Genomic DNA, 25894 nt, shown 5'->3' with positions numbered 1-25894 from the left:
GAATACCTGTGTCACAGTGTCACCGTCTCTTCCATGGTGCTAGCCAAGATATCGGCTAGGTGCAGAGTTTTTGGTTTGGCACCGGTGCGCGACAGGCCGCCACCGATGTGCATGAGGCAGGACGCGTCGCCGCCGGCGCAGGCCGAGGCTCCGGTGGAACAGATGTTTTTCATCTTGTCTTCGAGCATGGCCGAAGAAACATCCGCGTTCTTGATGGAGAAGGTGCCGCCGAAGCCGCAGCACTGATCTGCTTCGGGAAGTTCCTCGACGGTGATGCCGCCGACGGTCTTAAGCAGATCCAGCTGGCGGTCGCCGAGTTTCAGAGAACGCATACCGTGGCAGGAGGGGTGGTAGGTGATGGTGTCGGGGAAGTAGCTGCCGAGTTGCTCGGCGGCGTTAGTTATTCCCAGGACATCAACGAGCAGCTGGGAGAGTTCATAGGTGCGTTTGCCCACCGCTATCGCGCGTTCCTTCAGCTCGGGTTTGCCTAGTCGCTCCGCGAGGATGGGGTGCTGGTGTTTGACCGAAGCGACGCAGGAACCCGAGGGGGCCACCGCAACATCGTAGTCATCGGTGTCAAAGGCATTGATGTGGTTTTCCACCACAGGCAGGGCTTCAGGCATATATCCGGAATTGATGTGCATTTGCCCACAGCAGGCCTGAGCCTTGGGAAATACGACTTCATGACCCAAGCGTTCCAGGATTTTCACGGTCGACTTGGCGGTTTCGGGGTACATGGCATCCACGATGCATGTGGCAAAGAGAGCAATCCGCATAGTAATAACTCTTTCGAAGTGTGGTCTGACCATACTATGCGTTGAACTTTCTATAAGTCAAGACTTGTTGTGATGGCCCTCACCTTGTACGCTAGGTGGTCGGACCACATATGGTCAGACCAACTTCGAGTAAGGACGCCCACACCGTGTTTACACCAACAACGGATCCTGTAGCAGGAAGTGTTGCGATCTCGGCACTTATTGCTTTGATCCCACTTCTCACTTTCTTTGTTCTGCTGGCAGTAATCAAGACTAAGGCGCACGTCGCCGGTCTTGGCTCCTTAGTAGTTGCCATCATCATCGCAATTTTCGGCTGGCAAATGCCGGTCGGGATGGCACTAAACTCCGGCGTGATGGGCATGGTCTTCGGTGCCTTCCCGATCGTCTGGATCGTTGTCATGGCTATCTTCCTCTACCAGGTGACGGTTAAATCCGGTCGGTTCGAGGATCTGCGTCGCGTCTTTGACGTAATCGGCGGCGGAGACGTTCGCATCCAAGCGGTATTGATAGCCTTCTGCTTCGGTGGCCTGCTTGAAGCGCTGGCAGGTTTCGGCGCCCCCGTGGCAATTACCGCAACCATGTTGCTGGCTCTTGGTCTGGCCCCACTGCGCGCAGCCTGCGCGGTACTGATCGCTAACACCGCTCCGGTTGCCTTCGGCGCCGTGGCTATCCCGATCACCACCGCTGGTGCATTGACCGGAATCCCGGCCGCAGACATTGGCGCCGTTGTTGGTCACCAATCACCACTGCTGGCATTGTTTGTTCCTTCGATTTTGGTGTTGGTTATCGATGGCTGGCGCGGTATGCGTCAGACACTTCCAGCCACCCTGACCATTGGTATTTCCTTCGGTATTGCCCAGTGGCTTTGCGCGACCTACTTCTCCTACGAACTGACCGACATTGTTGCTTCGCTCGTTGGTTTGGCCGCTGCCGTTATACTGCTTCGTTTCTGGACTCCGAAGGGTGCCGATGAGGCCCGCCAGCGTGTGCTGACAGCTGAAGCAGCCGCAGAACCTGTTGAGCGTAATCAGAAGCTTCACGGAGCCAACACCTGGATGGCTTTGTTCCCTTACCTGCTGGTCATCGTGATCTTCGGTGTGGCCAAACTGTGGAAGCTGGGCGTTGATATTCCTAAGTGGCTGGCAAGTACCGACATCAAGTTCGGCTGGCCAGGACTGGACGGCAACATCTTGAATGCCGCCGGCGAACCAGTATCATCCACGATCTACAACTTCCAATGGCTATCATCGCCTGGCACCTTGTTGCTGATTACCGGCGTGATTGTTGCCTTTGTTTACTCGCGTAATACCGGCAATGGTGAATATGCGATGACCTTTGGCGAAGGGCTGGCCGAAGTTGGCAAGACCATCTACAACATGCGTTACGCAGCGTTGACCATCCTGTCGGTTCTGGGCCTGGCTTACGTCATGAACCTTTCCGGACAGACAATCACCGTAGGTACCTGGCTTGCTGGCGCCGGAGGATTCTTCGCATTCCTCTCGCCAATCTTGGGCTGGATTGGTACCGCAGTGACCGGATCGGACACCTCGGCTAACGCACTGTTCGCCAAGCTACAGCAGACGGCCGGCGTCAATGCCGGAATCGACCCAACCCTGTTGGTTGCTGCGAACACCTCCGGCGGCGTGGTCGGCAAGCTGATCTCGCCGCAGAACCTGGCAATCGCTGCCACCGCGGTAAAGATGGAGGGCCAAGAGTCGGTCATCCTGAAGAAGGTCGCTGGCTGGTCCGTTGGTATGTTGCTGGTGCTTTGCACCCTGGTTTACCTGCAGTCCACCCCGGTGTTGTCTTGGATGCTTCCATAATCGAGTTCAAGGCTAAAATGGTCTACTGATGTCTATAAATCCAGCTCCGCGTGCGTACCAAGTTGTCCTCGACTCAATCGAGTCAGACCTGCGTTCGGGAAAACTCGCCCTAGGGGACCAGCTCCCCGGCGAGCGTGCGCTCGCGGAGCAGCATCAGATTTCTCGTGCTTCGGTACGTGATGCCATCAGAATTCTTGATGTGCTGGGATTGGTGAAGACTTCAACGGGGTCCGGACCAAATTCGGGTGCCGTAATCATCTCCAACCCTGCTGCCGGAATCTCGCAGGCCCTTCGCATGCACTTGGCAGCAAAAGGGATCAACGTCCGCGAGATCGTTGAGTCGCGTATTTTGTTGGAAACGTGGGCCGCACAGATGCCTCCACGTAACCCGCTCCATGCGCAGCAGGTCATTGATCGCACTGCGGTGTTGATTATGCGCATGGACGACGCGCAGCTATCTCGCGAAGAATTTCACCGCATCGATGCAGAATTCCACGTGCTGTTAGCCTCCATGGCGGGAAATACCGTCGTGGAGTCGATGATGGAATCCTTGAGGCATTCGATCAGCCATTATGTTGCTGAATCGATTCCCAACGACGAATCTTGGCAGCCGGTCGTGCGTGTGCTGCGACGCCAGCACAAGGCGATCCATCACGCTTTCGCCACTAACCAGCGCGAACGTGCTGCGCAGCTGATAGAAGAACACATCACCTGGTTCTACTCGCAGACGCGCTAAGAGTTCAAAGAAAATCTCCGGTAGCCTTCCAACAAAATTGGAAGGCTACCGGAGATTTTTGTTTTTCGATATCCACGTTTCGGCACTAGGTACGTTGGGGCTAGGCCTGTAGTTTGGCTGCCGTATGGTCGTTGCGTTCCAAGAGACGCGACGCAAAGTAACCGATAAGAATTCCCCAGAATGCAGCATGAATATTAAATAAGTTCATCCCGGAAATCGTCACGACAAAAGTAATGAGAGCGCCCATGGTGAACTTAGTGGCGAATGCTGTGACGAAGGCTTGCTGCAAAGCTTTAAGCATCGCGATACCACCCAAAGCAAGCACGAAGGCTTCAGGAGTTGCCAGCATAAGCCGGGTCAACAATGGTGCAAACAACGCAAAGACCAAAGACAGTGAACCATAAACTACCGCAGCACTGTATTGCCGGTGTTTTTCGCCAGATGAGGTCAACAGGCTATTGGTTGGTCCGGTGACACAGGCCGATACCGCGCCGAAGCAGGCATTGAGCACCGAGAATCCACCGGTGGCGATAGCGAAGGAATTGATGGGTGGCCGGTGACCGGCAGCGCGCAACACTGCCACACCCTGCCCGTTTTGTACCACCAGTGCGGTCAACACCAACGGCAATAAAAGCTCCACCTGGGAGGCCCACGTAAAGCTAGGGGAGGTGAACTCCGGAGCGGCCAGAATCGGGCCACCGGCTGACTGCAATGCAAATTGTCCGCTGAGCGCCACTGCCGCAATACCGACAACCAAGGTTCCCAGCACTGGGGGCAAATATTTACCCAGGGCTGGAACCGCGCTGAGCAGAAGGAAAGCCAATACCATCGGCCCGGCCACGATGAGGTTGCTCTGGGTGGAGGAAACAATGTCGGTGCCGAACCGTAAGAAGACCGCCGCAACCATAGCCATGACGATGGGCATGGGAATAGCCGACATAATGCGGCGCACCACCCCGGTGGACCCCAACGCAAGAATGAGTAGGCCAGAGGTGAAAAATACGCCGACGACTTCTGTAAACGGTAAATGTTGCAACGATGGGCCAAGCAGGACAGTGCCTGGTATAGACCAAGCGAAACCCAGCGGCTGGCGGTAGATCAACGACATGATCAACGTTGCGAGTCCTGCGGAGAGGAATATCGCGAATACCCACGAAGCTAGTTGCCCTTCGGTGAGCCCACCAGCCATTCCGACAGCCAAGGTCACAGCGATTGGTCCCGAAGAAGAGAATATCAACCCGATGACCCCGTTGGAGACGTAATTCGGGCCGATGTCCCTCATCAGTTGACGGAACCCTGCCGGAGCAACGCCGGGACGCTCAATGAGCGGCTGGCGTTGGGAGGTTTCGACTACGGGCTCTTCGCTCAGCTTGGAGCCAGGCGGGACAGTGCTCATTGCAGCTCCTAGGTAATGTCGCGGAGTATCGAGATTTTTGTACCTATTCAGTTCATCAGAGAAGTGCCGACATTTAAGCCATGGGGAGCACCTAGCTGATCCTAGGACTGGCATACCTAGGATCAGTCAGGCGGGTTCACTTTCTGGCCAAAACATCGTTTTTATCGCTGCTACTTGTAGGGTCAGTACGCAGAGTGCACGCATTGAATCAGAGCAATAACAGGTCACAAGATGCGTAGTTTTGGCTCATCTGCCTACCATGGAGAACAATCTCTGGTTCTGTGGTGAAAGGAGCTTGGAGATGACTCCCGGTACCGAACTTGGTGATTTTCTCAAGGCACGTCGAGCACTAGTCGCCCCCAGTGGCGACGGTGGCCCACGCCGTCGTGTCGCCGGTTTGCGCCGTGAAGAAGTAGCAACACTGGCAGGGGTTAGCGCGGACTACTACGCGCGTCTTGAGCAAGGACGGCATAAACGCCCCTCCCAATCGGTGCTCAATGCGCTGTCTCGGGCACTGCAATTAGATGAAACGGCCTCTCGCCATCTTTTTGATCTCGCTAGAGCCGTGGCAGATCCCAACGGCAACAAACTCGACAAACGAGCTCAAAGGGTACGCCCATCACTACACGCGTTATTGGACTCCTTCACCGAACACCCAGCATTCATTAGAGGCCGGCGAACGGAGATCTTGGCAATGAATCCGTTGGCCGCCTTCCTCTTGACCGATGTCATGGCCAAGCCCGTGCGCGAACGCAGCCTCATCCGCTGGGCATTTTTGGATCCTGAAGCGCGTTCCAGATACCTCGACTGGGAAAAGGTTGCCTCCTCCATGGTGGGTACTTTGCGTTTGGACGCCGGAAGGCATCCACACGACCCATTACTTGCACAGTTGGTCGGTGAATTATCCCTACACAGCGAAGAATTTCGCACCTGGTGGGCCGATCGCCGCGTCGTTGAACGCCGAGACGGGGTGAAAAGGCTCAGCCATCCACTGGTTGGCGAACTAGAGATCGGCTATGAAGCACTGGATGTCACCGGAGTAGCTGACCAGACCATGTTTATCTATACAACTGAACCCGGTTCTGCTTCTGAAGCAAAAATGCGGACCTTAGCTTCGTGGATCCACGATGATTCAAAACGCTCATCCCGTACGCCGTGAGTACTATGCAGGAAATTAGCCCCTGCCCGGCAGGTCATAAGACCTTGTGAAATGGCCATTTTCAGAAGTATTCAGACTGAATGCCTAGCCGTACCTAATGCTAGGGCGAAACAAAATAGACTGGTAGCAGTCAAAGTTTTTGGCCCGCGCTGCAACGAATGGTGGACATGGAATACACCCTGACTTTTCCCGATCTGAATGGGCACTTTGCCGCTCGGACCATGATGGAGGGAAGCCTCATCATGAGTTCCGGCGAGGTGAGCCCGTACCGTTGGGTGCAAAGTACCGCGATGAGCCGGGTGTATGCGGACGTGGCTGACGCCGAGGTTTTCATGCAACTGGAACTAATCCACGGCAAGGTCCGCTACCGGTTTAACTGCACGGCCAAGGAATTGGAAGGGCCCTGCAAACACGTAGCCGCGCTGGGACTGTATCTCACCCGAAACCCGGACGAAGAACTGACGGTCAACGATGACCCAAAGCTGGAGGAACACGACGGAGACAGCCCACGCCCGGTGCCACACTGGCAGCGTTCATTGCATGCGTTATTGCCGGCGCTGGAAACAGAGATTGAAACGATCCCGCTTGGCCTGCTGGTCTCGATAGTCCACGAAAAATATCGTAAGCACGATGCCTATGATGTGAAGGTGCGTCCCGCGCAACCGGGCATTCGATCGCCGTGGGTGCAAAGCGGCGTCTCCTGGAGCCACCTGGCGTACGACAAAAGATTTGATGCCACCCAACGCCGAGTCATGATGGATCTTCATGGGATCTCACTGCGCATGAGCGAATCCCATTATTACGATCACTGGGGCAACGACTGGGTGACGCTGAATATGCTGCCCGGAGAAGAACTAGGTCGTATCCTGAAAAGCATCCGTGATTCGGGTGTGAGCGTGGTTTCAGCAAAAACCAAAGAACCGATCAACTTCCCGCTGGCACCCGCACAGGGGCTGGTGAATTTCATAGAAGATGATCAGGGCCTAAGGCTGGAACCAAAAATTGTGGCTCCCGAAGGATTTCCGACCTCGATGATCGCCGTCGGAACGCCACCAGCAGCAGCGATCTTCTGCGAGGGAAACCCGGAGAAGGCCAAAAGTTTACACCTGGCTTGTTTTGAACCGGCGATTACCAACGAACTCATTGAGCTGGTCCGCAACGGTCCAGTACAGATCCCTAGAGACCAGATCCCCGAGTTCAACCACCTCTTCATGCCACGCGTGCGCCGAGTGGCGCCGCTAGACAGCTCTGATGGAAGCTACCAAGTACCAGAGCCTTCCCGTCCGGTGCTGAAGCTTCAACTACGTCACTCGCTCAACGAACTGACCGGTGAATTCTCCTGGCACTACACCGACGCTGGTCCAAGGCAGCGTGCCGTGGAACAAGAGATCCTGCACAGCGTTTTGGACAAGGTGGGAACCGAACACCCGTTGATTCAGAGCAGTACGGGAAGTTTCGCGTCTTTGCAGCTGAATTTGAGTGCGAGCATCGACTTTGTGCTGGACACCTTGCCATTGTTGCGCGAACACCCGGACGTACAAGTTGATGAGCAAAACGCGGTCCCAGACTATCGGATGGCCCCAGGCCAAGCGGTAGTCAACATTGGTGTGGGCGAAGCGAGCAATGATTGGTTCGACTTGAACGTCGATATCAAGCTTGCCGAACGTCAGATTCCCTTTGTCGAACTGTTTAGTGCGCTCAGCGCCGGGGACGACTACCTGGTGTTGGAAGATGCCCAAGTTGTCCCCATCAATGGCGAAGAATTCCATGCCCTGCGGCAACTGATCTCAGAGGCCGGCGAGCTAGCGCAGAGCACCACCTCCGGGGTGCGGATGCACCGTCTGAGCATTGATTGGTGGCAGGAACTTCTTGCCCTGGGAATTATTGAAGCGCAAGAAAATGAGTGGCTCGCCGCCATGGCGAAACTGACCGGTGCGCAAGGTCCCGAGCATGTTGAGGTTCCCGAAAGTTTCACCGCAACCTTGCGCGATTATCAGCAGCAAGGACTGAACTGGTTGGACTTCTTGCGTCGTCATCAGCTCGGCGGGGTGCTGGCCGACGACATGGGGCTGGGCAAAACTGTTCAGCTATTAGCCGCCTTGGACAAGGCGCGCATTGAAGATCCGCAGGCCAAATATCTGGTGGTCGCACCGACCTCGGTTGTTGGCAACTGGGCGAGCGAGGCGGAGAAATTCACCCCGCAATTGAGCACGGTAGCGTTGGGCGAAACGAGCACCAAGCGGCGCAGCAGCGTGGCCGAAGTAGTGAGGGAAGCGCAGCTGGTAGTGACTAGCTACGCAATTTTCCGATTGGATTTTGAGCAGTTTGAGGATCTGGGTTTCTCGGTACTGATCCTGGATGAGGCGCAGATGGTGAAAAACCATGTCTCTAAGGGATACAAGCAGGTCCGCCAAATTCAGATCCCTTGCAAATTTGTGGTCACCGGCACCCCGGTGGAAAATAACCTCTTGGAACTTTGGGCGTTGACGTCTCTGGCCGCGCCCGGGCTCCTGGGAGGACTGAAAGCATTCAAGGATAACTACTCCAAACCCATCGCTTCCGGCGATGGTTCGCGTATGCAGCGGCTGAAGAAACGCTTGCGCCCATTTGTGTTGCGCCGCACCAAGGACCAGGTAGCCAAGGATCTTCCGGCGAAGACCGAACAGGTCATCCACGTCGAGTTGGAACCGGCACACCGCAAAGCCTATGACCGGCGCTTTCAGCGGGTGCGACAAGAAGTTTTGGGACTAGTCCAAGATGTTGATTCCAACCGTTTCAAAATCTTGCAGTCGCTGACTTTGCTGCGCCAGCTCGCGTTGGATCCTTCGCTGGTAGATGAAGGCAACGGGCCAAGCGCCAAGCTGGAGCTTCTGCAATCTTTGCTGGAAGACGCTGTGGCCGAGGGGCACAAGATCTTGGTCTTCAGCCAATTCACTTCGTTCTTATCCAAGGCCCGTGGGGTAGCGCTCGGACTTGGCTTTGAGACCGGTTACTTGGATGGAAGCACCAGCGGTGCGAGGCGACGTCAGCTGATTGAGGACTTTGGTGCCGGTAAATTCCCGGTCTTCTTCATCTCGCTGAAGTCTGGTGGGTTTGGCATCAATCTGACCGCCGCTGACTACTGCATTTTGCTGGATCCGTGGTGGAACCCGGCGGCAGAAGCCCAAGCTATCGACAGGGCGCACCGTATCGGCCAGGACAAGCCGGTCTATGTTTACCGGTTGGTTGCCAAGGACACGATTGAAGACAAGGTTTTGGCTTTGCAAGCTAAGAAAACCCAGCTCTTTAACGATGTACTGGGAGATTCGGATCAGATGGCCTCGGCAACCACTTTGGATACCGATGACTTCCTTGCGTTGCTTGAGTAAGGACTTCTAGCTGCCGACTTCTCGGTCTTCATTCATTCGGTGCAATAGGTCTGCGAAGCGGCGTACGTCTGCTTCGTCCCATTCGGACAGGCGACTGTGAAGCCGGGTGCGCAGGGTGTGGCCGCTGACCTTCCACGCCTCCTGCGCGCTAGGGGTGATTGAGACCAGCTGGGCGCGTCCATCGGCAGGGTCCGGGGTACGTGTAATTAGACCCATGGTTTCAAGCTGTTTAACCATCCGGGAGATAGTGGCCTTATCCAGCTCAAGGTGCTCGGCAAGAACACCTTGTTGCTGGGCGTCGTTGTGGATCAAAAACGCGAGGATTCGGTAGCCGGGTGCTTGAAGATCTGGGTGGATAGATCTCGCGCGATCGCGGAGCGATTGCCGGGCGCGAAGCAATGTGGCAGTGAATTCTTTTTCCACCAGGTTAAGCAGCTTTTCATCGTGCATGGCTTCTAGTCTAGTGATCAGTGAGCCCACCGTTGACAATTTACTCGCTACTAAGACTCTGGATCCGAATTGCGACGAGCCGTATCTTAGGCAACAAAGAAAAAGCTTTAACCTTCAACTATATTCATGTATGCTGAATTCATGACACAGCCAGCAGAACTTCCCCCAGTCTTATTCCTGAGCCACGGCGCCCCGCCGCTGGCCGACGATGCCCGGTGGACCAGCGAGCTGGCCGACTGGTCAAACACCATTAATAAGCCCAAAGATATTCTCATGATCTCCGCGCACTGGGAGAATGCTCCGGTCACGCTCAGTGCAACAACGCAGAAAAACGAGCTGGTTTACGACTTCTGGGGTTTTCCGCAGAAATACTATGATGTTCGCTATGACGCGCCCATGGCTCCGGACCTTGCTCTTGAAGTGGAACGGCTGACCGCCACTCACGGTCACCACGTGGAACGTGACGAGAGCCGCGGACTGGATCACGGTGCTTATGTTCCGCTCAAAGAAATGTTCCCGGAGGCTGATGTTCCGGTGGTGCAGATGTCCATGCCGACACTGGATCCGGCAGGGCTCTTTGAGCTGGGCAAATCATTGGCTCCCTTGCGTGAACGTGGAACCCTCATTGTCGGCTCCGGCTTCACCACCCACAACCTGCGCTGGTTCAATCCTGCCGCGGGCGCCGATACCACCCCACCGAGCGCATCCAGCGAATTTGATCACTGGGCCGAAGAGGCAATGGCGCGCGGGGATGTGGACTCGATCCTCGACTTCATGCATAAGGCCCCGGCCGCTCGTGAGGCACACCCGCGCTCCGAGCACTGGGCTCCGCTCTACGTTTCGCTCGGTGCCGCTTATGCATCCGGTGGCATCGATGCGAAGACTGCCATCGACGGCTTCTGGTACGGCCTGTCCAAACGATCCTGGACGCTCACCTAAAAGCTGGTTTCCAGCGGCGGTTGTGTAGTCACCGACACAAGTTTGGGGTTGTTCGCCAGCTGGCGAACAACCCCAAACTTGTTGTGGCTTAGTTAGCGCTCACCGAGGCATCATCGATGCGGAACACCGTTGCCTTGGCTGAATCTTCAACCCCCTTGAAGCGCAGGGTGACCGTCTTGCCGCGGAAATTATTCAGGTTGACGGTGCGTTCCTGATAGGACGTACCGGCATCCAAATTTGACCAGCTGCCCATGTTGTAAGTTCCGTATCCATCAATTACTTGGACGCTGATCTTGTCGTAGGCGTAGGAAGTCGTTGTCTCGTCCGTAAGTACCCGCAGATGGAACTTCAGCTCCGCGCTGGATGCCGAAGAAGGGATGGTTACCTTCTGATCCAGGGTGTAGGTGTTGGAATTTCCCCAACCGTTCAAGCCTGCTAGTCCATTGCCGGTGCGGGCTGCGGAACCGGTTTCGAAGGTGTCGGACCGGTTCGCGGTCCAGCCGGTCGAGCCGTCCTCAAACCCCGGGTTCTTCAGCAGGTTGCCGCTTGGTTCTGGCTCTGGCTCTGGATCGGGATCCGGAGTGGTCCCACCAAGTGCGTTCATGATCTTCGCGGCATCAACCAGCCCGGTACCGCAGCCGATGCTGCAGCCTGCTGGCATGGCCCGGGTCCCATTTTTCAGTGCCGTTTCAACCTGAGCAGGCGACAGTGAAGGGGACTTTGATTTCATCAAGGCCACCATGCCTGCCACATGTGGAGTAGCCATTGAGGTGCCCTGGTAGAAGGCATAGCCCTCTGCCGATGGGGTGGTAGAACCGGTATTGATGGTTGAAAGTACGCCTTGGCCGGCGTATCTGGTATCCCCGCCCGGTGCCGTCACATCAATGGCTGAACCGTAATTGGTATAGAACGAAGGGCCGCCCGAGGGGTTGCTCGCGGCCACTACAACAACGTTGGAGCAGTTGGCAGGGCGAACATTTGAGGCGTTCTGGCTTTCGTTGCCGGCAGCCACGATGACCGAAGTTCCTCGTGAGACCGCGGTGTCGATGGCTGCCTGATAGGTGGTGCCGCACGCACCGCCGCCGCCCAAGGACATGTTGATGGTGTCTGCGGGGTTCGTATTGGTTGGAACTCCTGGAACGTATCCGCCGGAGGCCCAAATGATGGCGTCCGAGATATCTGAGAGGCTACCTCCGCATTTGGCGAGGACGCGCACGGGAAGCAACTTCGCATCCGGTGCCACTCCTGCAACGCCCTTACCGTTGTCGGTGACGGCGGCTACGGTGCCGGCCACGTGCGTGCCATGCCATGAAGAGTTGCCTGAATCGCTACCGCCACATTCACCAGCTGCGTACCAGTCGCCCTGATCTTGTGCATTTGAATCTCGCCCGTTGCCGTCACGCGCAGAGGTGGCATTAGAAACAAAATCGTAGCCGGGCAGGACGTTCGTGTTCAGATCCGAGTGCAAGGTGATACCGGTATCAAGTACCGCAACGACGCTTCCGGAGCCCGTGGAGGTGTCCCAAGCCGAGGGTAGTCGCATGCCGTTAGTTCCGCTGTAGTGCCATTGTTCAGCGTATCTGGTGTCATTTGGAGTCATCGAAATCTTCATCATGGCATCGGGTTCAATTGCCTCGATCAGACCTGATTTGGCCATATCCTCCATGAACGCATCGGCGTCTTTGCCCTTGAGTTCTTTGTTGGATTTCACCACGAAGCTTCCAGTTGCCATGCTGCGTAGCTCCTTGACGGAGACTCCGGCCTCTTGAGCGGCCTTGCCCCAGGCTTTGGCTCGTCCTGACTTGCCAGCGTTCTGTGCCGAGGCTTTGTAAGTAACGATGAACTGATCGTAAGCCTCGTCCGCTACCGGAGGTCCGATCTTGACGGTCGCCTCACTGTTTGGTGCGGGGTTGGACTTTTCAGCCGGAACCTTGATGGGCTGAGCTGAAGCAGGCAGGATGCCGGCTCCAAATCCGGCGAAGCCGATGGCCACGGCCGCGGATACGGCCAAGGTTCGCCTGAGAGGGGAAAAACGTGCCATGAATGTTCTCCTTGTTGGGTTTTGGGCGCACTGATCTCGGTGATCAATCGAGGTGATGTGTGCCGATAAGGAGCGTAACCGTTTCGTTATCTTGAAGGAAGTGCTTATCAAATAAATCTTTTATAAAATTCTGCGGACGAAACTCATACTTCATAAATTCAAAACCATGGATCGCGGACGCGTCGGGGTTTAGCTGTGAATTATCTTCCAAGTGTGAATAATCCATCCAGAAACTTTTCAGAAATAAGCTGACTACGGCAAACGTGTAACGATATTGGTGGCCCGAGTACGTAGAACAGATGTCTCATTCCCGGAAACAATCGGATTCTGAGATCAAAAATCTAATTCGAAGCGTGTGGGGTGGGGCCTGGCTGCCCATTCGAATCATTTGATTAAGATTTCGGGCGGCTGCGCTGAGCATGATTTTCCGATGTCGTAGCTACTAGAGCTTGGAAACGACTCAACGTGCTCGACTACTTAAACAGAAAGTGGTGGCCGCCTTCCGAAAGAAGGCGACCACCCGCGGTCTGGAGCGAATATTTTGTTACTTCACGGCTCGCGGCGCGGATCCAACTACTGGTTTCACGCGGAAGGTGATGACTCCGAAGAGCACTGCCGCCAGGGCCGCACCCAATGCGAAAACGAGGAAGTTCGAATTGACGCCAAGCCCCGAGGCCAAAAGCAAGCCGCCGACCTGAGGTGCCGCGACTGCGCCAATGCGTCCCATGCCCATAGCCCAGCCAAGAGCCGTGCCACGCAGGTGTTCCGGGTAGTGATTGGCAACGGCTGCGATCAGCAATGCGGCTGTGCCGTGCGTACCTACGCCTGCAAGGATCAGCATGGCATAGACGACAGCAACCGGAGGAGTGGTCATGATGACAGCCAAGGCAATACCGGCAACGAGAGCGGCCACAGCGGAGGATGGTGACGCGCCAAAGCGGTCTCCGGCCCAAGCGGTAATTACGGAGCCGCCGACGGCGCCGAGGTTCAGCGCAAGCGCAAAGGTCAGCGCGGAACCCAAATCATAGCCTGCTTGTTCCATGAGACTCGGCAACCAGGTGCCCAATCCGTACCAGGCAAAAAGAATTGCCAGCGAGGCGACAGCAAAAAGCACCGAGGCGCGTAGATACGGTGCGCGCAGGATCTGTCCGAAACCGGAATTGCGACGAGCGCCAGGTCCGCTGCGGTGCTCAAATGAAAGCGTTTCTGGAAGGTAGCGGAAGCCCATGGGAACAACCACGACCAGCGCAATAATTGCCAGTAAGAACATCATCTCCCAGCCGAAGGCGGGGATAACCCAAATTCCGGTGATGGCAGCGATGGATCCGCCAATGGGAACACCCGACATCATCAAAGTAGCCATGGTGGAGCGCCAGCGGTCAGGAACCAACTCAGCGACCATAGCGTTCGCGGACGGAACCAGTCCACCCAAGCCGATACCCGACAACAGACGAAGCAGTCCAAAAACCACAGGGTTTGGCGCGAAGGCGCACAAGATGGTCAGGGTGGAGAAGATCATGGCACAGGCCAAAATGGTACGGCGTCGACCCAGCGCGTCGGCGAGGCGTCCGGCGCCAAGCGCGCCGATCATCATGCCTACAAATGCCAGGGAGCCGATGGTTCCCATGGTCGTTGGGGTGAGACCCCAATCATCCATAGCAAGCAATGAGGACTGAACAGTACCGTAGACAATCAAGTCATACCCATCAAAGACCACCAGTAGCCAGCAGGTCAGAATCGCAAGAACAGCTTTGCGCTGTGACAGCTTCTTTGGGCCGGCGGACGGGGCGGAGTCCGTGTGATTCTGACCGGTCAAACCGGAGACACTATCAGAGATGGGGGAAATCATAGGTTCAAGTGTTCCCTGTCTCATACTTCTAAGCTCCAGGTTTCTGCTGTGCAGAATTTCCGAACGAACGTTAAGTGAACTGAATGCCGTTGGCTATCCGTATTTCTTTGCAGACTCGAAATCGCACGCTGTTGCTCCCGTATGCCACTAGTACCCGCGCCGTGCCGGAGCGGGCTATCGTGCGTACTCGCGCCGGGAACTACGGGCGTTAACGTTAGCCTACGATGTTGCTCAGCGGTCGTTCGCTGGCAAATACATTGATGTTGTCGGTAATTTCTCTGACGCGCTGTTCGAAGGTTTGCGCTGCGTGCCCTGAATAGTGAGGCGTGCAGATGACGTTCGGCAGGCTCGCGAAGTCTTGGACATCTTTAGGTGCATGAGTACCTTCGGGTGCATCCCACCACACGTCTATGGCTGCTCCTCCTAGTGAGCCTTGGGTCAACGCTGTGTAGAGCGCTTCTCGGTTGATGATTGCTCCGCGCGAGACGTTGACTAAGAGGGCATCATTGCGCATTTGATCCAATTCTTTGGTTCCGATCAATCCACGAGTTTCCTCAGTTAACGGCAAACCCAGAACCACTACGTCGCTGACCTTTAACAGTTCCGGTAATGAACCAAGATCCTTCACCCACTTGACCTGTGGATTCGAGTGCTCGTCGACTGGCTTGCTGCGGCGCACCGCAACAGCGCTGGCACCCAGCGCAGTGGTGAATGCCAAGGTTTGTTCGCCAATCCCGCCTAAGCCAATAAAGCCAATCGTGAGATCCGCGAAGGTGCGGTGCATAAGTATCGCGGGGTCCGTGGACACCGTTCGCCAGAGACCATCTCGTAGCTCCTCGGTGACAGTAAGCAGACGTCGTTGATAGGCCATGATGACCATCAAGATATGTTCGGCGATTGATCTTTCATGGTGTGCTGTGCGGGCAATAACGGTCGATTCGGGCAACTGAGCTAAGGCAATGCGGTCGGTACCCGCACCTGTCACGTGAACCAGCCCTGCCGAGCATATTCTGGCATCCTCAGCGCTGAGCCTCGCGCAGACAAGTACCTCCGCCTCAGCTATGAACTGTGACTGTTCGGCAGAAGAAAGGTGTGCGACGAACTGCCAGTGGTGCCCAGGCCCGAGATTTTTGAACAACGAAGCAAACCGAGAAATGATCGGGTCGGTGACGACGACTCGTAACGGGGTTACCATCGTGGGCTCTTGAGCTCGAAGGATGGATCAATGCTCTGCATATAACTGGTGTCATCGCGTTGGGTAATTCCGCAGTCCAAATATTGCTGATGAAGCCGTGCCAGCGCAGCTTCATCGAGTTCCACCCCCAAACCCGGTGAGGCCGGGACAGTGACCGAACCGTCAGCGATCTTCAAAACTCCCGGAACGATGACATCATCGTCAGGACGTTTCCAAGGCCAATGGGTATCGCAGGCGTAATCGATGTTCTTTGTGGCCGCAGCGAGCTGAATCATTGCAGCAAAGCTGATCCCCAGATGAGAATTTGAGTGCATGGAAAGACGAAGATCAAACGTTTCCGCGATCCCCGACAAGAGCCGCGAACTGTTGAGACCGCCCCAGAAATGATGATCCGATAACACCACGTCGATGGCTTCTGCCGCAATCGCCGGAGGTAAATCGTTAAAGGAGACCACGCACATATTCGTGGCAATGGGCAGCGTGATGGCCTTTCGAACTTGCGCGTTGTCGGCAATCGAGAGGCATGGGTCTTCCAGGTATTCAAGAACCGATTCCAACTGGTGTCCTACATGAATCGCGGTTTCCACGGTCCACACACCGTTTGGGTCGACGCGCAATGGCATCTGTGGAAATTCTTTGCGTAAGGCGAGGATAGCTTCGACTTCTTGCGCCGGTGGAAAAACTCCACCCTTAAGCTTGAGTGCCTTGAATCCATAGTCCCGGACCATCTTGCGCGCTTGGGCAACGATTCCTGCCGGGTCCATTGCCTCACCCCAGCTATCTGCAGCCTGACCGGGGTGCGATGCCCACTTGTAAAAAAGGTATCCGCTGAAGTCGACTTGCTCGCGGACGGCACCGCCTAACAGCGCACTAACCGGTACCCCGAGAATTTTTCCTTGAATATCCAAGGAGGCAACATCAAAGGCTGAAAGCACCCGGTCATCAAGAGATGTCGTGGTAACCATCCCACCAGTGCCGTGGCCTCCCACACCCTGATCTTCCACCAAGGATTGCGATACTAGCGCGGAGATGTGGTTGGAATTAAATACGTCGGCACCGATGAGGAAGCTGGCAGCTCGCCGTAGACGAATCAGATGGGCCTCGTCCCCGTAGGTTTCGCCTAGGCCATAGGTTCCATCCTCGGTGCGCATCACCACGATGGCGCGCAGTGCAAAAGGTTCGTGGACTCCCACGGAATTCAGCAGGGGAGGGTCGGCGAAGGCAACCGGGGTGATCTGAATATCAGTGATTCGAGCAGGGCACCTCCCGGTACCATCCGGTCGTGGCGCGATGCTGTCGAGCGAGGAAAAATGCGACATATTTGTACTCCCGTTTTCATTGCCGTTTAGACTCACACTAGGAGTTCGGATCGATACCTGTCCAAGCTAAATAATGCAATCAACGATTCAAGGAGTGTATTGATGTTCTCGCTGATTCAGCTCGAGTCCTTCGTTGCGGTCGCCGAAGAGCTACATTTTGGTGCGGCTGCTGAACGCCTGAACATGACCCAGCCTCCGCTGAGCCGTCAGATTCAATTACTTGAGCGTGAGCTCCAAGCTAAGTTGTTCATTCGCACCTCGCGCAATGTCGCACTCACCGCAGCTGGCGAAGTGCTTCTCCCCAATGCACGTCGAATCTTGGACATGAGTCGAAAAACCAGCCTCGAGGTATCGCGTGTATCGTCCGGTGTTTCAGGAACGGTCGTTGTTGGATATACCTCGGTCGCCGGACAATCGATTTTGCCCGAATTCCTGGCACGGGCAGCTCAGAAACTTCCAGACGTGACCATGGTGCTTCGCGAAGCAGTCTCGGTGGATCAGCTAGACGCACTGAGTAAGGGAACCATCGATATAGGACTGTTGCGTCCGGTAGTTCACCGGGCTGGCGTGGAAACCTGTCTGGTTATGAAAGATCGATTGGTGGTCGCCCTGCCTGTTGGCCATCATCTGATAACTGGTAAGGGGGTGCTGATCAAAGAATTGGTAGGACTGCCGTTGATGATGTATTCCACTAATGAGGCGAGATACTTCTATGATTTAGTGCTGAGGCTTTTTGACTCGGTGAGTGCTAAACCTACAATTTCCCAGATTGCGAGTCAGATTCCCGCCTTGATGGCGCTTGTCGCGGTGGGCCTGGGAGTTTCCCTTGTTCCGGCCAGTGCAATGGATTTCGCGCCAAACAATGTCGTTTTTGAAGAACTAATTGGCCCTGATGGGTTGCAGGACTTGAATCACTCGGACATCTTTCTAGCGTGGGACGAATCCTCGTCTAACCCAGCGGTGAAGCGTTTAAAAGACGTTTTCTTGGATTCTTTGGTGAGCGTTGAAGGTGCTGTGATTTCACATAGTGCAGATCAGCGGCCGAGTAAGTAAAGGCTGTTTTTGCCTTCAATGGACTTCGGTTCGAGTCTGAATGGCCTCTTAGTCAGCAGGGGACCAGCCGTAACAATGAGGCCCTGAATCCCGATAAAGTGCCTGACGGGAGATCGATAGGCGAAATGGTTGCGGTACAAACCACTAGTCACCTTGTAACAAGAAATTATCCGAACCGGCTTTTGGTTCTAAGTGTAAATCGAGTAGGCAATTCCATTGGGAAACTTACTGTTGGAGACAGAAATTCGGTGATAGCTTCGCGCTAAGTCCGCCAGTGATTGAGTTGCTGGTGGAATAGGAGCCAGTGAGGAGTCAGCACCATGCTTTCCGATACGTCCCTGCCGATCATCAAGGCCACGCTTCCTGTGGTAGGCGAAAATATTCATGAAATTGCCAAACGATTCTACGACCATATGTTCGCCGGCCGACCCGAACTGCTTGATGGATTGTTCAACCGCGGCAACCAAGCCGACGGGCATCAACAGCAAGCTCTGGCAGGGTCAATTGCCGCATTCGCCACCGCACTGGTGGAGAACCCCGATAACCTTCCCGACCATCTGCTCAACCGCGTGGCCCACAAACATGTCTCATTGGGGCTACGCCCGAATCAGTACGCCATTGTCCACGAGAATCTAATGTGGGCCATCGTGGATGTCCTAGGAGATGCGGTGACACCCGAGGTCGCGGCGGCCTGGGATGAGGTGTATTGGCTCATGGCCAACATGCTCATTAACAAGGAACGCGGACTCTATTCGGCCGTGGACCTTAACCCGGATGAAATTTGGCGTACCTGGGAAGTCGTGGAACTCCGACAAGAAACCGACGATGTGGTCACTTTCGTGGTTAAGCGAACCGACCCGCGGCCCACAAAACAGTCGTTGCCCGGCCAATATGTCTCGTTGAAGATGCTGATGAAAGATGGCGTGCAACAGCTACGCCAATACAGCCTTACCGCGGCTGACGACGGTGATCACCGCCAATTTGCGGTTAAACGAGTCAAGGGACTCCCAGGAGCTCCGGACGGGGAAATGAGTAACCTGCTACACGACACCGTGAAGGTTGGGGATCGCGTGCAGCTATCCGCCCCATTTGGCGACGTGGTACTGAATTATTCCAACCGTCCACTCGTCCTCGCCAGCGCAGGCATTGGAATTACCCCAATGGCCGGCATGCTTTCCCACACGGTCAAATCCGACACTGATCGAAAGGTCCAGTTGCTTCACGCCGACGGAGAACCGGGTAGTTTTGCGCTGCGTCGCCAGGTCGAAGACTCTCTGGCTCAACTAAATGAGGGAAAACTCAACGTCTGGTTTGAACGTCCCGAAGGTAGAGCTGCAGACAACGAGCATTCGGGCTTTATGAACATTGACGATGTCGATTTGCCAGAAGATGCCGAATATTATCTTTGCGGTCCTTTGCCCTTTATGAAGCATGTGCGCAGCGCGCTCATAGCCCGAGGAATTCCCGCAAAGGACATCCAGTACGAGGTCTTCGGACCGGACTTGTGGCTGGCTGACTTCCAGTAAGACCAAAGTTCAAAGAGCAGCATCCGGGTGACCTTAGCAAGAACGACGAAGGCCACCCGGACTTTCGTAAATTCTGCGTCGCTTCAGGCAGTAATTATCCAATTAGGAACGTTGCAAGCAGCACGACGGGAATGGTCAATATGGTACTGGTCAAGATGACTTCTCGTGGGATGGAGATGTTGAGCTTGAACTGCTGGGAAAAGAGTAGAACGTTTTGTGCCGTGGGAAGTGCGGCCATGATGACCACCCCGAGAAGCTCTAGGCCTTCCAACCCGAAGACCAGATGGGCTACGACCCACGCGAGGATGGGCATGAACAGCACCTTGAAGAAGGTAGCTAGGTAAATTTCGGGTCTTAGCGCCTTGTCCGATAGCGGATGTTGGCCGTAAAGTGCCATGCCGAAAGCCATGAGGAGCAACGGGATAGAAGCATCTCCCAACATCTGAATGGGGGAATGCAGTACTTCGGGAAGTTTCCATCCAAAGAGGGAGAATACCGCCCCAACGAAGGTGGCAATGGTGACCGGATTGGCAATGGATTTGAGAATGGTTATTCCCAGATGCTGGTTGACCTGAAGCTCTCGGTTCTTGCGTGAAGTCAGTGCAAAGATGCAAAGATAAACTGGCGCAATGATTAGTAGTTGGGCAATGAGCACCGAGACTACGGGACTGGTGCTACCTACAGCGTATAGCGCCAAGGGAACACCGATATTTCCCGCGTTCACGTAGCTGGTGGACATTGCAGCGGCAGGTAAACGGCTGCCGGGAGTTTTGAATAAAGCCCTTGCCAATAGCGCGTACAACCCGCCGGTCAGCACCGCGGTGATCAGCGCAATGGGTGCAAAGACCCCGATGACTGCACGCAAGTCAGTGTCCGAAAGCAAGATGAACATCAGGCACGGGTTGGTGATGTAGAAAATCAAGGGAGTCAACCCCTTGGAGATGGCTTCGCGTTTACGCGGCAGGAATACCGAGACAGCCAACCCGAGGCCAATCAAGATCAGGACTATGGTGAATCCTTGAATTACTCCCTGCATATTATTTCCTCACCAAAAAGTTGTCACTGCCAAATGTGCTAGAGCACGGCCAAAGACGGTGGGAACTACCCCGAAGGTTGTTCCCACCGTCTTTGAACTTATCGCCGCAAGATGCGAGGTACCGGTTAGCGAACCAGCGCTGGGCTCTTCGAATCGAAGGTCCAACCAGGGATCAGGTACTGCATGGATACTGCATCATTGCGTGAACCCAAACCATGTTCAAGGTAGAGTTCGTGAGCTTGCTGCACACGATCCATATCCAGGGTGACGCCCAATCCTGAACGCTGCGGTACCTTGATTTCTCCGTCACGAATCAGCAATGGTTCTTCGGTTAGTCCCTGACCATCTTGCCAGATCCAGTGGGTATCCAGCGCGGTGATCTCCCCGGGTGCAGCCGCACCAACTTGAGTGAACATCGCCAACGAGACATCAAAGTGGTTGTTGGAGTGCGAACCCCAAGTTAAACCGAATTCATTGCACAACTGAGCCACGCGCACCGAACCAGACATGGTCCAGAAATGCGGGTCAGCCAACGGAATATCTACCGCATTGGTGCGTACAGCATGGGCCATTTCCTGCCAATCGGTGGCAATCATGTTCGTGGCTGTTTGCAAGCCGGTGGCGCGGCGGAATTCGCTCATGATCTCGCGGCCAGAGAATCGACCTTCCGGACCACAAGGATCTTCGGCGTAGGCGACGATTCCCTTCATGCGCTGACCCAAACGAATAGCGTCTTTCAGTAGCCAACCGCCGTTAGGGTCCAAGGTAATGCGGGCCTCGGGAAAACGCTGTTTCAACGCAATGACCGCGTCAACTTCAGCATCACCGTCTTGGACACCACCCTTGAGCTTGAAGTCTTTGAATCCATAACGCGCCTGTGCAGCCTCTGCCAGACGAACTATGGCCTCAGGGGTCATCGCTTCTTCGCGCCGCACCCGCTCCCAAGCGTCCGCACCCTGTGGTTCGCGCAGGTAGGGCAGATCGGTTTGGTCCGGGTTACCCACATAGAACAGGTAGCCGAGCATTGGCACCGCATCGCGCTGCTGGCCGTCGCCGAGCAGCTCGGCCACGGGTACGCCGAGGAACTGGCCGTGCAGGTCAAGCAGCGCCGATTCAAGCGCGGTGACCGCGTGGACGGTGGTGCGCAGGTCAAAGGTTTGAGCACCGCGCCCGCCGGCATCACGATCTGCGAAACGCTCAGAAACCTGTCGTAGAATTGAACGATATTTGGCCACCGGAGCGCCGGTAAGCAGTGCGCCGGCCTCTTCGATGGTCGAGCGGATTGCCTCGCCGCCCGGCACCTCACCGAGGCCGGTGCGGCCCTCGGAATCGGTCACGATGGTGATATTGCGAGTAAAGAATGGCCCGTGCGCTCCGGAGAGGTTCAGGAGCATTGAATCGTGACCGGCGACGGGGATGACCTGGACCGAGGCGATTGTTGGTTGATTGCTCATCTATTACTCTCCAGCAATTTTCAGTGTGCCATCAATACGACGGGTCAGGTTCCAAGGATTATCCGTGCCAATTGGCTTGGGCAGAAGTCCGTCAGGGAAGTTCTGGTAGGCGACCGGACGCAGGAATCGTTCGATCGCCAGGGTGCCGACCGAGGTGGTCTGCGGATCAGAGGTGGCAGGGAATGGTCCGCCATGAACCATGGCATGTCCCACCTCAACGCCGGTTGGCCAGCCGTTGACCAGAATGCGTCCCACCTTGGTTTCCAACGTGGGGATGACCGCCGCGGCTGCTTCATGATCAGAATCGGTCAGCTGCAAGGTCGCGGTGAGCTGGCCCTCCAGCTTGGTGAGCGCGGTCTTCAATTCTTCCGCATTTGCATAGCGGATAACCAGCGAAGCTGCACCGAAGATTTCATCTTGCAGCACCGGGTTGCTCAGCAACTGCTCAACGTTTGAGGAGTAAATGGTCGGAGCTGGAGCGTTTTCGCCGGCGCCTTCGACCCCGCGGCCCAACAGCTCAACACCTTCCTGGCCGCCCAGGGCTTCGACACCCTGGTTCCAGGACTTGTAGATTCCCGCAGTGAGCATGGTCTGGCCCGCAGTGTTGGGGGCCTGGCCGCTGACAGCCTGGGCGAACGCGTCACCGGCTTTGCCGACGGGAACGAAGACCAAGCCGGGGGCGGTGCACAGCTGGCCTGAGGATCCGGCCACCGAAGCCAGGTAAGCCTGGGCCTGTGCGTCAGGATCCTGGGTAAGGGCGCCCTCGAAGAAAATCACCGGGTTGATGGAGCTCATCTCGGCGTACACCGGGATAGGTTCCGGGCGAGCGGCGGCGGTGGCCATCAGCGCGGTACCGCCAGAACGCGAACCGGTGAAGCCCACAGCCTTGATCGCCGGATCAGCGACTAGCGCCTGGCCAATGGATGCACCGGGGCCGTAAACCAGTGAGAAGACACCGGGGTGCAGGCCGAGGTCGGCAACTGCCTTGGTGATGGCCTGACCTACAATTTCGCTGGTGCCAGGATGGGCATTATGCGCCTTGAAGACCACCGGGCAGCCGGCCGCAAACGCCGAGGCGGTGTCGCCGCCGGCGGTGGAGAATGCCAGTGGGAAGTTGGAAGCGCCAAAGACTGCAACCGGGCCCACGGCGATCTTGCGCTGGCGGATATCCACGCGAGGCGCCGGCTTGCGATCTGGCATCGCCGGGTCAACGCGGACACCATGCTGGTCTCCCTGGCGGACGACCTTCGCAAACAAGCGCAACTGGCCGGTGGTGCGTCCGCGCTCGCCGGTCAGGCGTGCCTCGGGCAGTCCGGTCTCAGCCATGGCGCGAGCTACCAGTTCGGTGCCAACGGCCTCGATGTTATCGGCAATGGCGTCCAGGAAATCTGCGTGTTTTGCCGGATCCAGAGAACGGAAGGATTCGAATGCTTCCGCGGCCGCCGCGGTGGCGGTCTTCAGCTGCTGTTCATCGATCAGAGAATAGGCAGGTTCCAAAGGCTCATTGATGGCCGGGTTATAGCCGTGAACCGCACGCCCGGTGCCGGTGGTGCTGATGCCGGCGAGGATGGACTGTCCGGTCAAATTCTGGGTTGTGGTGCTCATAAATTACTCCTAAGTCGACGAGTAGGTGTGTCGGTGAGGATTGAAATCTGCTTAGAGGCTCGCACCGGCAGGAACGATGCCTGCCTGCTGGATCAAGGCTGTAAGATCCGCAAGATCCTTTTCGGTCAAGTCCTGGAGTGGTGGGCGTACCGGGCCGGAATCGCGGCCGATGGCCTTCAGTCCGCCCTTGACGATGGAAACACCGTAGCCCTTCACTCGATCGCGGATCTCCAGGTATGGAAGGACAAAGCGGTTCAGCTTCTCATTGACCGCGACGCGGTCCTGGGCGCGGACATCCTTATAGAAGTCCAAAGCGAACTCAGGAACGAAGTTGTACATCGCCGAGGAGTAGGTGCTCATGCCCAGCTGCAGCAGTGGCAGCGCGAAGGTTTCCGCGGTCGGCAGTCCGCCCAGGTAAAACAGCCGGTCACCGTTCTTGGCGTAGACCTTGGTGAGGTGCTCGATATCACCCAGCGCATCCTTGAAGCCAATGAAGTTTTCGTGGTTCTCCGCCAAGCGGGCCACGGTCTCCGCAGAGTAGATGGCGTTGGCGCGGTTGTAGACAATCACGCCGGTCTTGGTTGCGGAGCAGATTGCCGAAACGTGCTCATATAAGCCGTCCTGATCGCATTCGGTCAGGTAAGGAGGCAGCAGCAGCAAGCCTTCGGCGCCTGCGGCTTCCGCATCCTGCGCGTTCTGGATGGCCTGCTTGGTGGAGCCTCCGGCCGAGGCCAGAACGGGAACTCGTGAACCAGCCTCTTCGACTGCCATGCGCACTACCTTGGATGCTTCCTCGGCAGTTAGGGCGAATCCTTCGCCTGTGCCACCGGCTGCGAAGAGTCCTGCTACGTCGAAGCTCGACTGCCAGTCCAGGTGGCTGCGGTAGGCTGCCTCGTTGACCTCGAGGTTCTCGTCGAAAGCTGTGACAGGGAAGGAGAGCAAGCCGTCTTTGAGTTTGTCGGCGAGTTCGAGAGGGGTGTACTGAGCCATGGAAATGTCCTTTTCTTATTCGGCCGACGCATTGCCGGCCGAAGGTGGGTGGAACGTGTTCGTTGATCCCAGCGTATGGACGTTCTATGATGCCTGTCCAAGCCCATATTTATATTGTTTGATACCCTCTGAGCATCATTGAAGTGAGTGGCCTCCGCAAGGATGATCAATGGTGCAATCCGCCCTTGATGATGTCCACCAATCCGCCAAGGGCAGGGTTGCGTGATTCCCGGCTCCAGATCGCGTGCAACTCGACCGGGTCATCGGTAATTTCCGCCAACCGCAGGTAGCGCACGCCATCCACACCCAGAAGTTTGGCGCTTTCAGGCACAAAGGCGATTCCACGTCCTGCCGCGACCAGAGCCACCATGGTCAGGATCTGGCTGACCGTATGACGCACGTTCTTGTGCTCCACCTCGACTCTCCGGACCACCAGATCATAAAAGTATCGGGCTTTAATCGGCGAATGCATGATGAGCGCCTCGTCACGAAGATCCGCGAAGAGGATGTCACGCGGTAATGTCGCAAGGCGGTGTCCACTGGGCACGGCAACGAAGAGGCCTTCAGAGAATAAGAGAGCCGATTCAAAAAGCTTCTCGTCAAAGGGCGGCCTGGCCAGACCCATGTCAAGATCGCCGTCGAGCAGTGCGTTGACCTGCTCGTGAGTGACCAATTCCGAAAGATCGAGGTGGACCTTGGGCATGCGCTCGCTGATCTCCGCCAGCAATGGCCCGAGCAGGCTGAAGCCGGACGCCGCGGTAAAGCCAATGCGGATTTCACCCAGTTGCCCGGCGGCAATCCGCCGGGCATTATCCGGGGCCCTCTCGGCGGCAACGACCAGGCGTTTGGCATCGATGAGGAAGGCGTGGCCCGCCGCGGTCAGTGCAACCCGCCGGTTGTCCCGGTCCAGTAGTTCGACGCCGACCGAACGTTCCAGCTTTTGAATCTGACGGCTGAGCGGCGGCTGAGTCATATTCAGCCGCTCGGCTGCTCGTCCAAAATGGAGTTCTTCGGCGACCGCAACAAAACTGCGGGCTTGATCCAGAGTAAACATTCAATACCTTTCAGGCATCATTCCATGCATAGTTGACCTTGGACATGCATCATATCTGTTTCTTAGGCTGTACCCGAGGCCAAATGAGTGATCTGTTTCACCTGATCGCTTGTGCCTGGCCACGT

At 56.1% G+C, this 25894-nt stretch carries 19 protein-coding genes; 7 read left to right on the top strand and 12 right to left on the bottom strand.

What is annotated here, in order from left to right; translation table 11 throughout:
- Positions 1-11 precede the first annotated feature (11 nt).
- Positions 12-776, bottom strand: coding sequence for a (Fe-S)-binding protein (locus ACX5K5_RS13950; protein WP_096254864.1), 765 nt, complete (start codon positions 774-776; stop codon positions 12-14).
- A gap of 110 nt (positions 777-886) precedes the next feature.
- Here ACX5K5_RS13950 and ACX5K5_RS13945 point away from each other — a divergent pair, with 110 nt between their 5' ends.
- Together ACX5K5_RS13945 and ACX5K5_RS13940 are read left to right on the top strand one after the other, a co-directional pair.
- Complete coding sequence (locus ACX5K5_RS13945) at positions 887-2599, top strand: L-lactate permease (protein WP_229676937.1); 1713 nt, start codon at positions 887-889, stop codon at positions 2597-2599.
- 28 nt (positions 2600-2627) lie between these two features.
- The gene (locus ACX5K5_RS13940) at positions 2628-3335 is read left to right on the top strand and encodes a FadR/GntR family transcriptional regulator (RefSeq protein WP_096254866.1); all 708 of its coding nucleotides are present in this window, start codon (positions 2628-2630) and stop codon (positions 3333-3335) included.
- 100 nt (positions 3336-3435) lie between these two features.
- Here the strand turns inward: ACX5K5_RS13940 and ACX5K5_RS13935 are convergent, their stop codons facing one another.
- Positions 3436-4731: a benzoate/H(+) symporter BenE family transporter gene (locus tag ACX5K5_RS13935; RefSeq protein WP_188683165.1), complete on the bottom strand. Its 1296-nt coding sequence runs from the start codon at positions 4729-4731 to the stop codon at positions 3436-3438.
- 301 nt (positions 4732-5032) lie between these two features.
- On the opposite strand from ACX5K5_RS13935, the gene ACX5K5_RS13930 reads away from it, so the two are divergent.
- Together ACX5K5_RS13930 and ACX5K5_RS13925 are read left to right on the top strand one after the other, a co-directional pair.
- Positions 5033-5890: a helix-turn-helix transcriptional regulator gene (locus tag ACX5K5_RS13930; protein ID WP_459174564.1), complete on the top strand. Its 858-nt coding sequence runs from the start codon at positions 5033-5035 to the stop codon at positions 5888-5890.
- 167 nt (positions 5891-6057) lie between these two features.
- Positions 6058-9258 (top strand): DEAD/DEAH box helicase, encoded by a 3201-nt coding sequence (locus ACX5K5_RS13925; RefSeq protein ID WP_229676936.1) that lies wholly within the window; start codon positions 6058-6060, stop codon positions 9256-9258.
- Positions 9259-9264: 6 nt separating this feature from the next.
- Here ACX5K5_RS13925 and ACX5K5_RS13920 read toward each other — a convergent pair whose 3' ends face one another.
- Positions 9265-9708 (bottom strand): MarR family winged helix-turn-helix transcriptional regulator, encoded by a 444-nt coding sequence (locus tag ACX5K5_RS13920; protein ID WP_188683159.1) that lies wholly within the window; start codon positions 9706-9708, stop codon positions 9265-9267.
- Between the two features lie 141 nt (positions 9709-9849).
- Between ACX5K5_RS13920 and ACX5K5_RS13915 the strand changes: the two genes are divergently transcribed.
- Positions 9850-10647, top strand: a complete 798-nt coding sequence (locus ACX5K5_RS13915; protein WP_188683158.1) for a dioxygenase family protein — start codon at positions 9850-9852, stop codon at positions 10645-10647.
- A gap of 88 nt (positions 10648-10735) precedes the next feature.
- Here ACX5K5_RS13915 and ACX5K5_RS13910 read toward each other — a convergent pair whose 3' ends face one another.
- The 4 genes from ACX5K5_RS13910 to ACX5K5_RS13895 all read right to left on the bottom strand — a co-directional run bounded on the left by ACX5K5_RS13910 (position 10736) and on the right by ACX5K5_RS13895 (position 17051).
- Entirely contained in the window at positions 10736-12688 is a 1953-nt protein-coding gene (locus ACX5K5_RS13910) for a S8 family serine peptidase (protein ID WP_188683156.1), read from the bottom strand.
- Between the two features lie 544 nt (positions 12689-13232).
- The gene (locus tag ACX5K5_RS13905; RefSeq protein ID WP_459174563.1) at positions 13233-14561 is read right to left on the bottom strand and encodes an MFS transporter; all 1329 of its coding nucleotides are present in this window, start codon (positions 14559-14561) and stop codon (positions 13233-13235) included.
- Between the two features lie 190 nt (positions 14562-14751).
- Complete coding sequence (locus ACX5K5_RS13900) at positions 14752-15732, bottom strand: NAD(P)-dependent oxidoreductase (protein WP_459174562.1); 981 nt, start codon at positions 15730-15732, stop codon at positions 14752-14754.
- Positions 15726-17051, bottom strand: a complete 1326-nt coding sequence (locus tag ACX5K5_RS13895) for a glucarate dehydratase family protein (RefSeq protein ID WP_459174561.1) — start codon at positions 17049-17051, stop codon at positions 15726-15728. Before ACX5K5_RS13895 ends, ACX5K5_RS13900 begins: the two co-directional genes overlap by 7 nt.
- A gap of 102 nt (positions 17052-17153) precedes the next feature.
- On the opposite strand from ACX5K5_RS13895, the gene ACX5K5_RS13890 reads away from it, so the two are divergent.
- Positions 17154-18104, top strand: coding sequence for a LysR family transcriptional regulator (locus ACX5K5_RS13890; protein ID WP_459174560.1), 951 nt, complete (start codon positions 17154-17156; stop codon positions 18102-18104).
- A gap of 320 nt (positions 18105-18424) precedes the next feature.
- A complete protein-coding gene (locus ACX5K5_RS13885) occupies positions 18425-19630 on the top strand; it encodes a globin domain-containing protein (RefSeq protein WP_459174559.1) in 1206 nt (401 codons plus the stop codon).
- 94 nt (positions 19631-19724) lie between these two features.
- Here ACX5K5_RS13885 and ACX5K5_RS13880 read toward each other — a convergent pair whose 3' ends face one another.
- From ACX5K5_RS13880 to ACX5K5_RS13860, 5 genes are all read right to left on the bottom strand, one after another.
- The gene (locus tag ACX5K5_RS13880) at positions 19725-20666 is read right to left on the bottom strand and encodes an AEC family transporter (protein WP_459174558.1); all 942 of its coding nucleotides are present in this window, start codon (positions 20664-20666) and stop codon (positions 19725-19727) included.
- 125 nt (positions 20667-20791) lie between these two features.
- Positions 20792-22120, bottom strand: a complete 1329-nt coding sequence (locus ACX5K5_RS13875; RefSeq protein WP_459174557.1) for an enolase C-terminal domain-like protein — start codon at positions 22118-22120, stop codon at positions 20792-20794.
- Positions 22121-22123: 3 nt separating this feature from the next.
- Entirely contained in the window at positions 22124-23725 is a 1602-nt protein-coding gene (locus tag ACX5K5_RS13870) for an aldehyde dehydrogenase (NADP(+)) (protein ID WP_459174556.1), read from the bottom strand.
- Positions 23726-23776: 51 nt separating this feature from the next.
- Positions 23777-24715 (bottom strand): 5-dehydro-4-deoxyglucarate dehydratase, encoded by a 939-nt coding sequence (kdgD, locus tag ACX5K5_RS13865; RefSeq protein ID WP_324092190.1) that lies wholly within the window; start codon positions 24713-24715, stop codon positions 23777-23779.
- Between the two features lie 166 nt (positions 24716-24881).
- A complete protein-coding gene (locus tag ACX5K5_RS13860) occupies positions 24882-25769 on the bottom strand; it encodes a LysR family transcriptional regulator (RefSeq protein WP_459174555.1) in 888 nt (295 codons plus the stop codon).
- Positions 25770-25894: the final 125 nt, after the last annotated feature.

The organism is Glutamicibacter bergerei, from assembly GCF_054495185.1.
The sequence above is the reverse complement of the archived record's forward strand: the minus strand, read 5'-3'. Positions and strand labels throughout refer to the sequence as shown.

What these genes read in the sequence shown, in the direction of transcription:
- ACX5K5_RS13950 (WP_096254864.1), bottom strand. Translation starts at nt 776, where the DNA reads ATGCGGATTGCTCTCTTTGCCACATGCATCGTGGATGCCATGTACCCC.
- ACX5K5_RS13945 (WP_229676937.1), top strand. Translation starts at nt 887, where the DNA reads ATGGTCAGACCAACTTCGAGTAAGGACGCCCACACCGTGTTTACACCA.
- ACX5K5_RS13940 (WP_096254866.1), top strand. Translation starts at nt 2,628, where the DNA reads ATGTCTATAAATCCAGCTCCGCGTGCGTACCAAGTTGTCCTCGACTCA.
- ACX5K5_RS13935 (WP_188683165.1), bottom strand. Translation starts at nt 4,731, where the DNA reads ATGAGCACTGTCCCGCCTGGCTCCAAGCTGAGCGAAGAGCCCGTAGTC.
- ACX5K5_RS13930 (WP_459174564.1), top strand. Translation starts at nt 5,033, where the DNA reads ATGACTCCCGGTACCGAACTTGGTGATTTTCTCAAGGCACGTCGAGCA.
- ACX5K5_RS13925 (WP_229676936.1), top strand. Translation starts at nt 6,058, where the DNA reads ATGGAATACACCCTGACTTTTCCCGATCTGAATGGGCACTTTGCCGCT.
- ACX5K5_RS13920 (WP_188683159.1), bottom strand. Translation starts at nt 9,708, where the DNA reads ATGCACGATGAAAAGCTGCTTAACCTGGTGGAAAAAGAATTCACTGCC.
- ACX5K5_RS13915 (WP_188683158.1), top strand. Translation starts at nt 9,850, where the DNA reads ATGACACAGCCAGCAGAACTTCCCCCAGTCTTATTCCTGAGCCACGGC.
- ACX5K5_RS13910 (WP_188683156.1), bottom strand. Translation starts at nt 12,688, where the DNA reads ATGGCACGTTTTTCCCCTCTCAGGCGAACCTTGGCCGTATCCGCGGCC.
- ACX5K5_RS13905 (WP_459174563.1), bottom strand. Translation starts at nt 14,561, where the DNA reads ATGAGACAGGGAACACTTGAACCTATGATTTCCCCCATCTCTGATAGT.
- ACX5K5_RS13900 (WP_459174562.1), bottom strand. Translation starts at nt 15,732, where the DNA reads ATGGTAACCCCGTTACGAGTCGTCGTCACCGACCCGATCATTTCTCGG.
- ACX5K5_RS13895 (WP_459174561.1), bottom strand. Translation starts at nt 17,051, where the DNA reads ATGTCGCATTTTTCCTCGCTCGACAGCATCGCGCCACGACCGGATGGT.
- ACX5K5_RS13890 (WP_459174560.1), top strand. Translation starts at nt 17,154, where the DNA reads ATGTTCTCGCTGATTCAGCTCGAGTCCTTCGTTGCGGTCGCCGAAGAG.
- ACX5K5_RS13885 (WP_459174559.1), top strand. Translation starts at nt 18,425, where the DNA reads ATGCTTTCCGATACGTCCCTGCCGATCATCAAGGCCACGCTTCCTGTG.
- ACX5K5_RS13880 (WP_459174558.1), bottom strand. Translation starts at nt 20,666, where the DNA reads ATGCAGGGAGTAATTCAAGGATTCACCATAGTCCTGATCTTGATTGGC.
- ACX5K5_RS13875 (WP_459174557.1), bottom strand. Translation starts at nt 22,120, where the DNA reads ATGAGCAATCAACCAACAATCGCCTCGGTCCAGGTCATCCCCGTCGCC.
- ACX5K5_RS13870 (WP_459174556.1), bottom strand. Translation starts at nt 23,725, where the DNA reads ATGAGCACCACAACCCAGAATTTGACCGGACAGTCCATCCTCGCCGGC.
- kdgD (WP_324092190.1), bottom strand. Translation starts at nt 24,715, where the DNA reads ATGGCTCAGTACACCCCTCTCGAACTCGCCGACAAACTCAAAGACGGC.
- ACX5K5_RS13860 (WP_459174555.1), bottom strand. Translation starts at nt 25,769, where the DNA reads ATGTTTACTCTGGATCAAGCCCGCAGTTTTGTTGCGGTCGCCGAAGAA.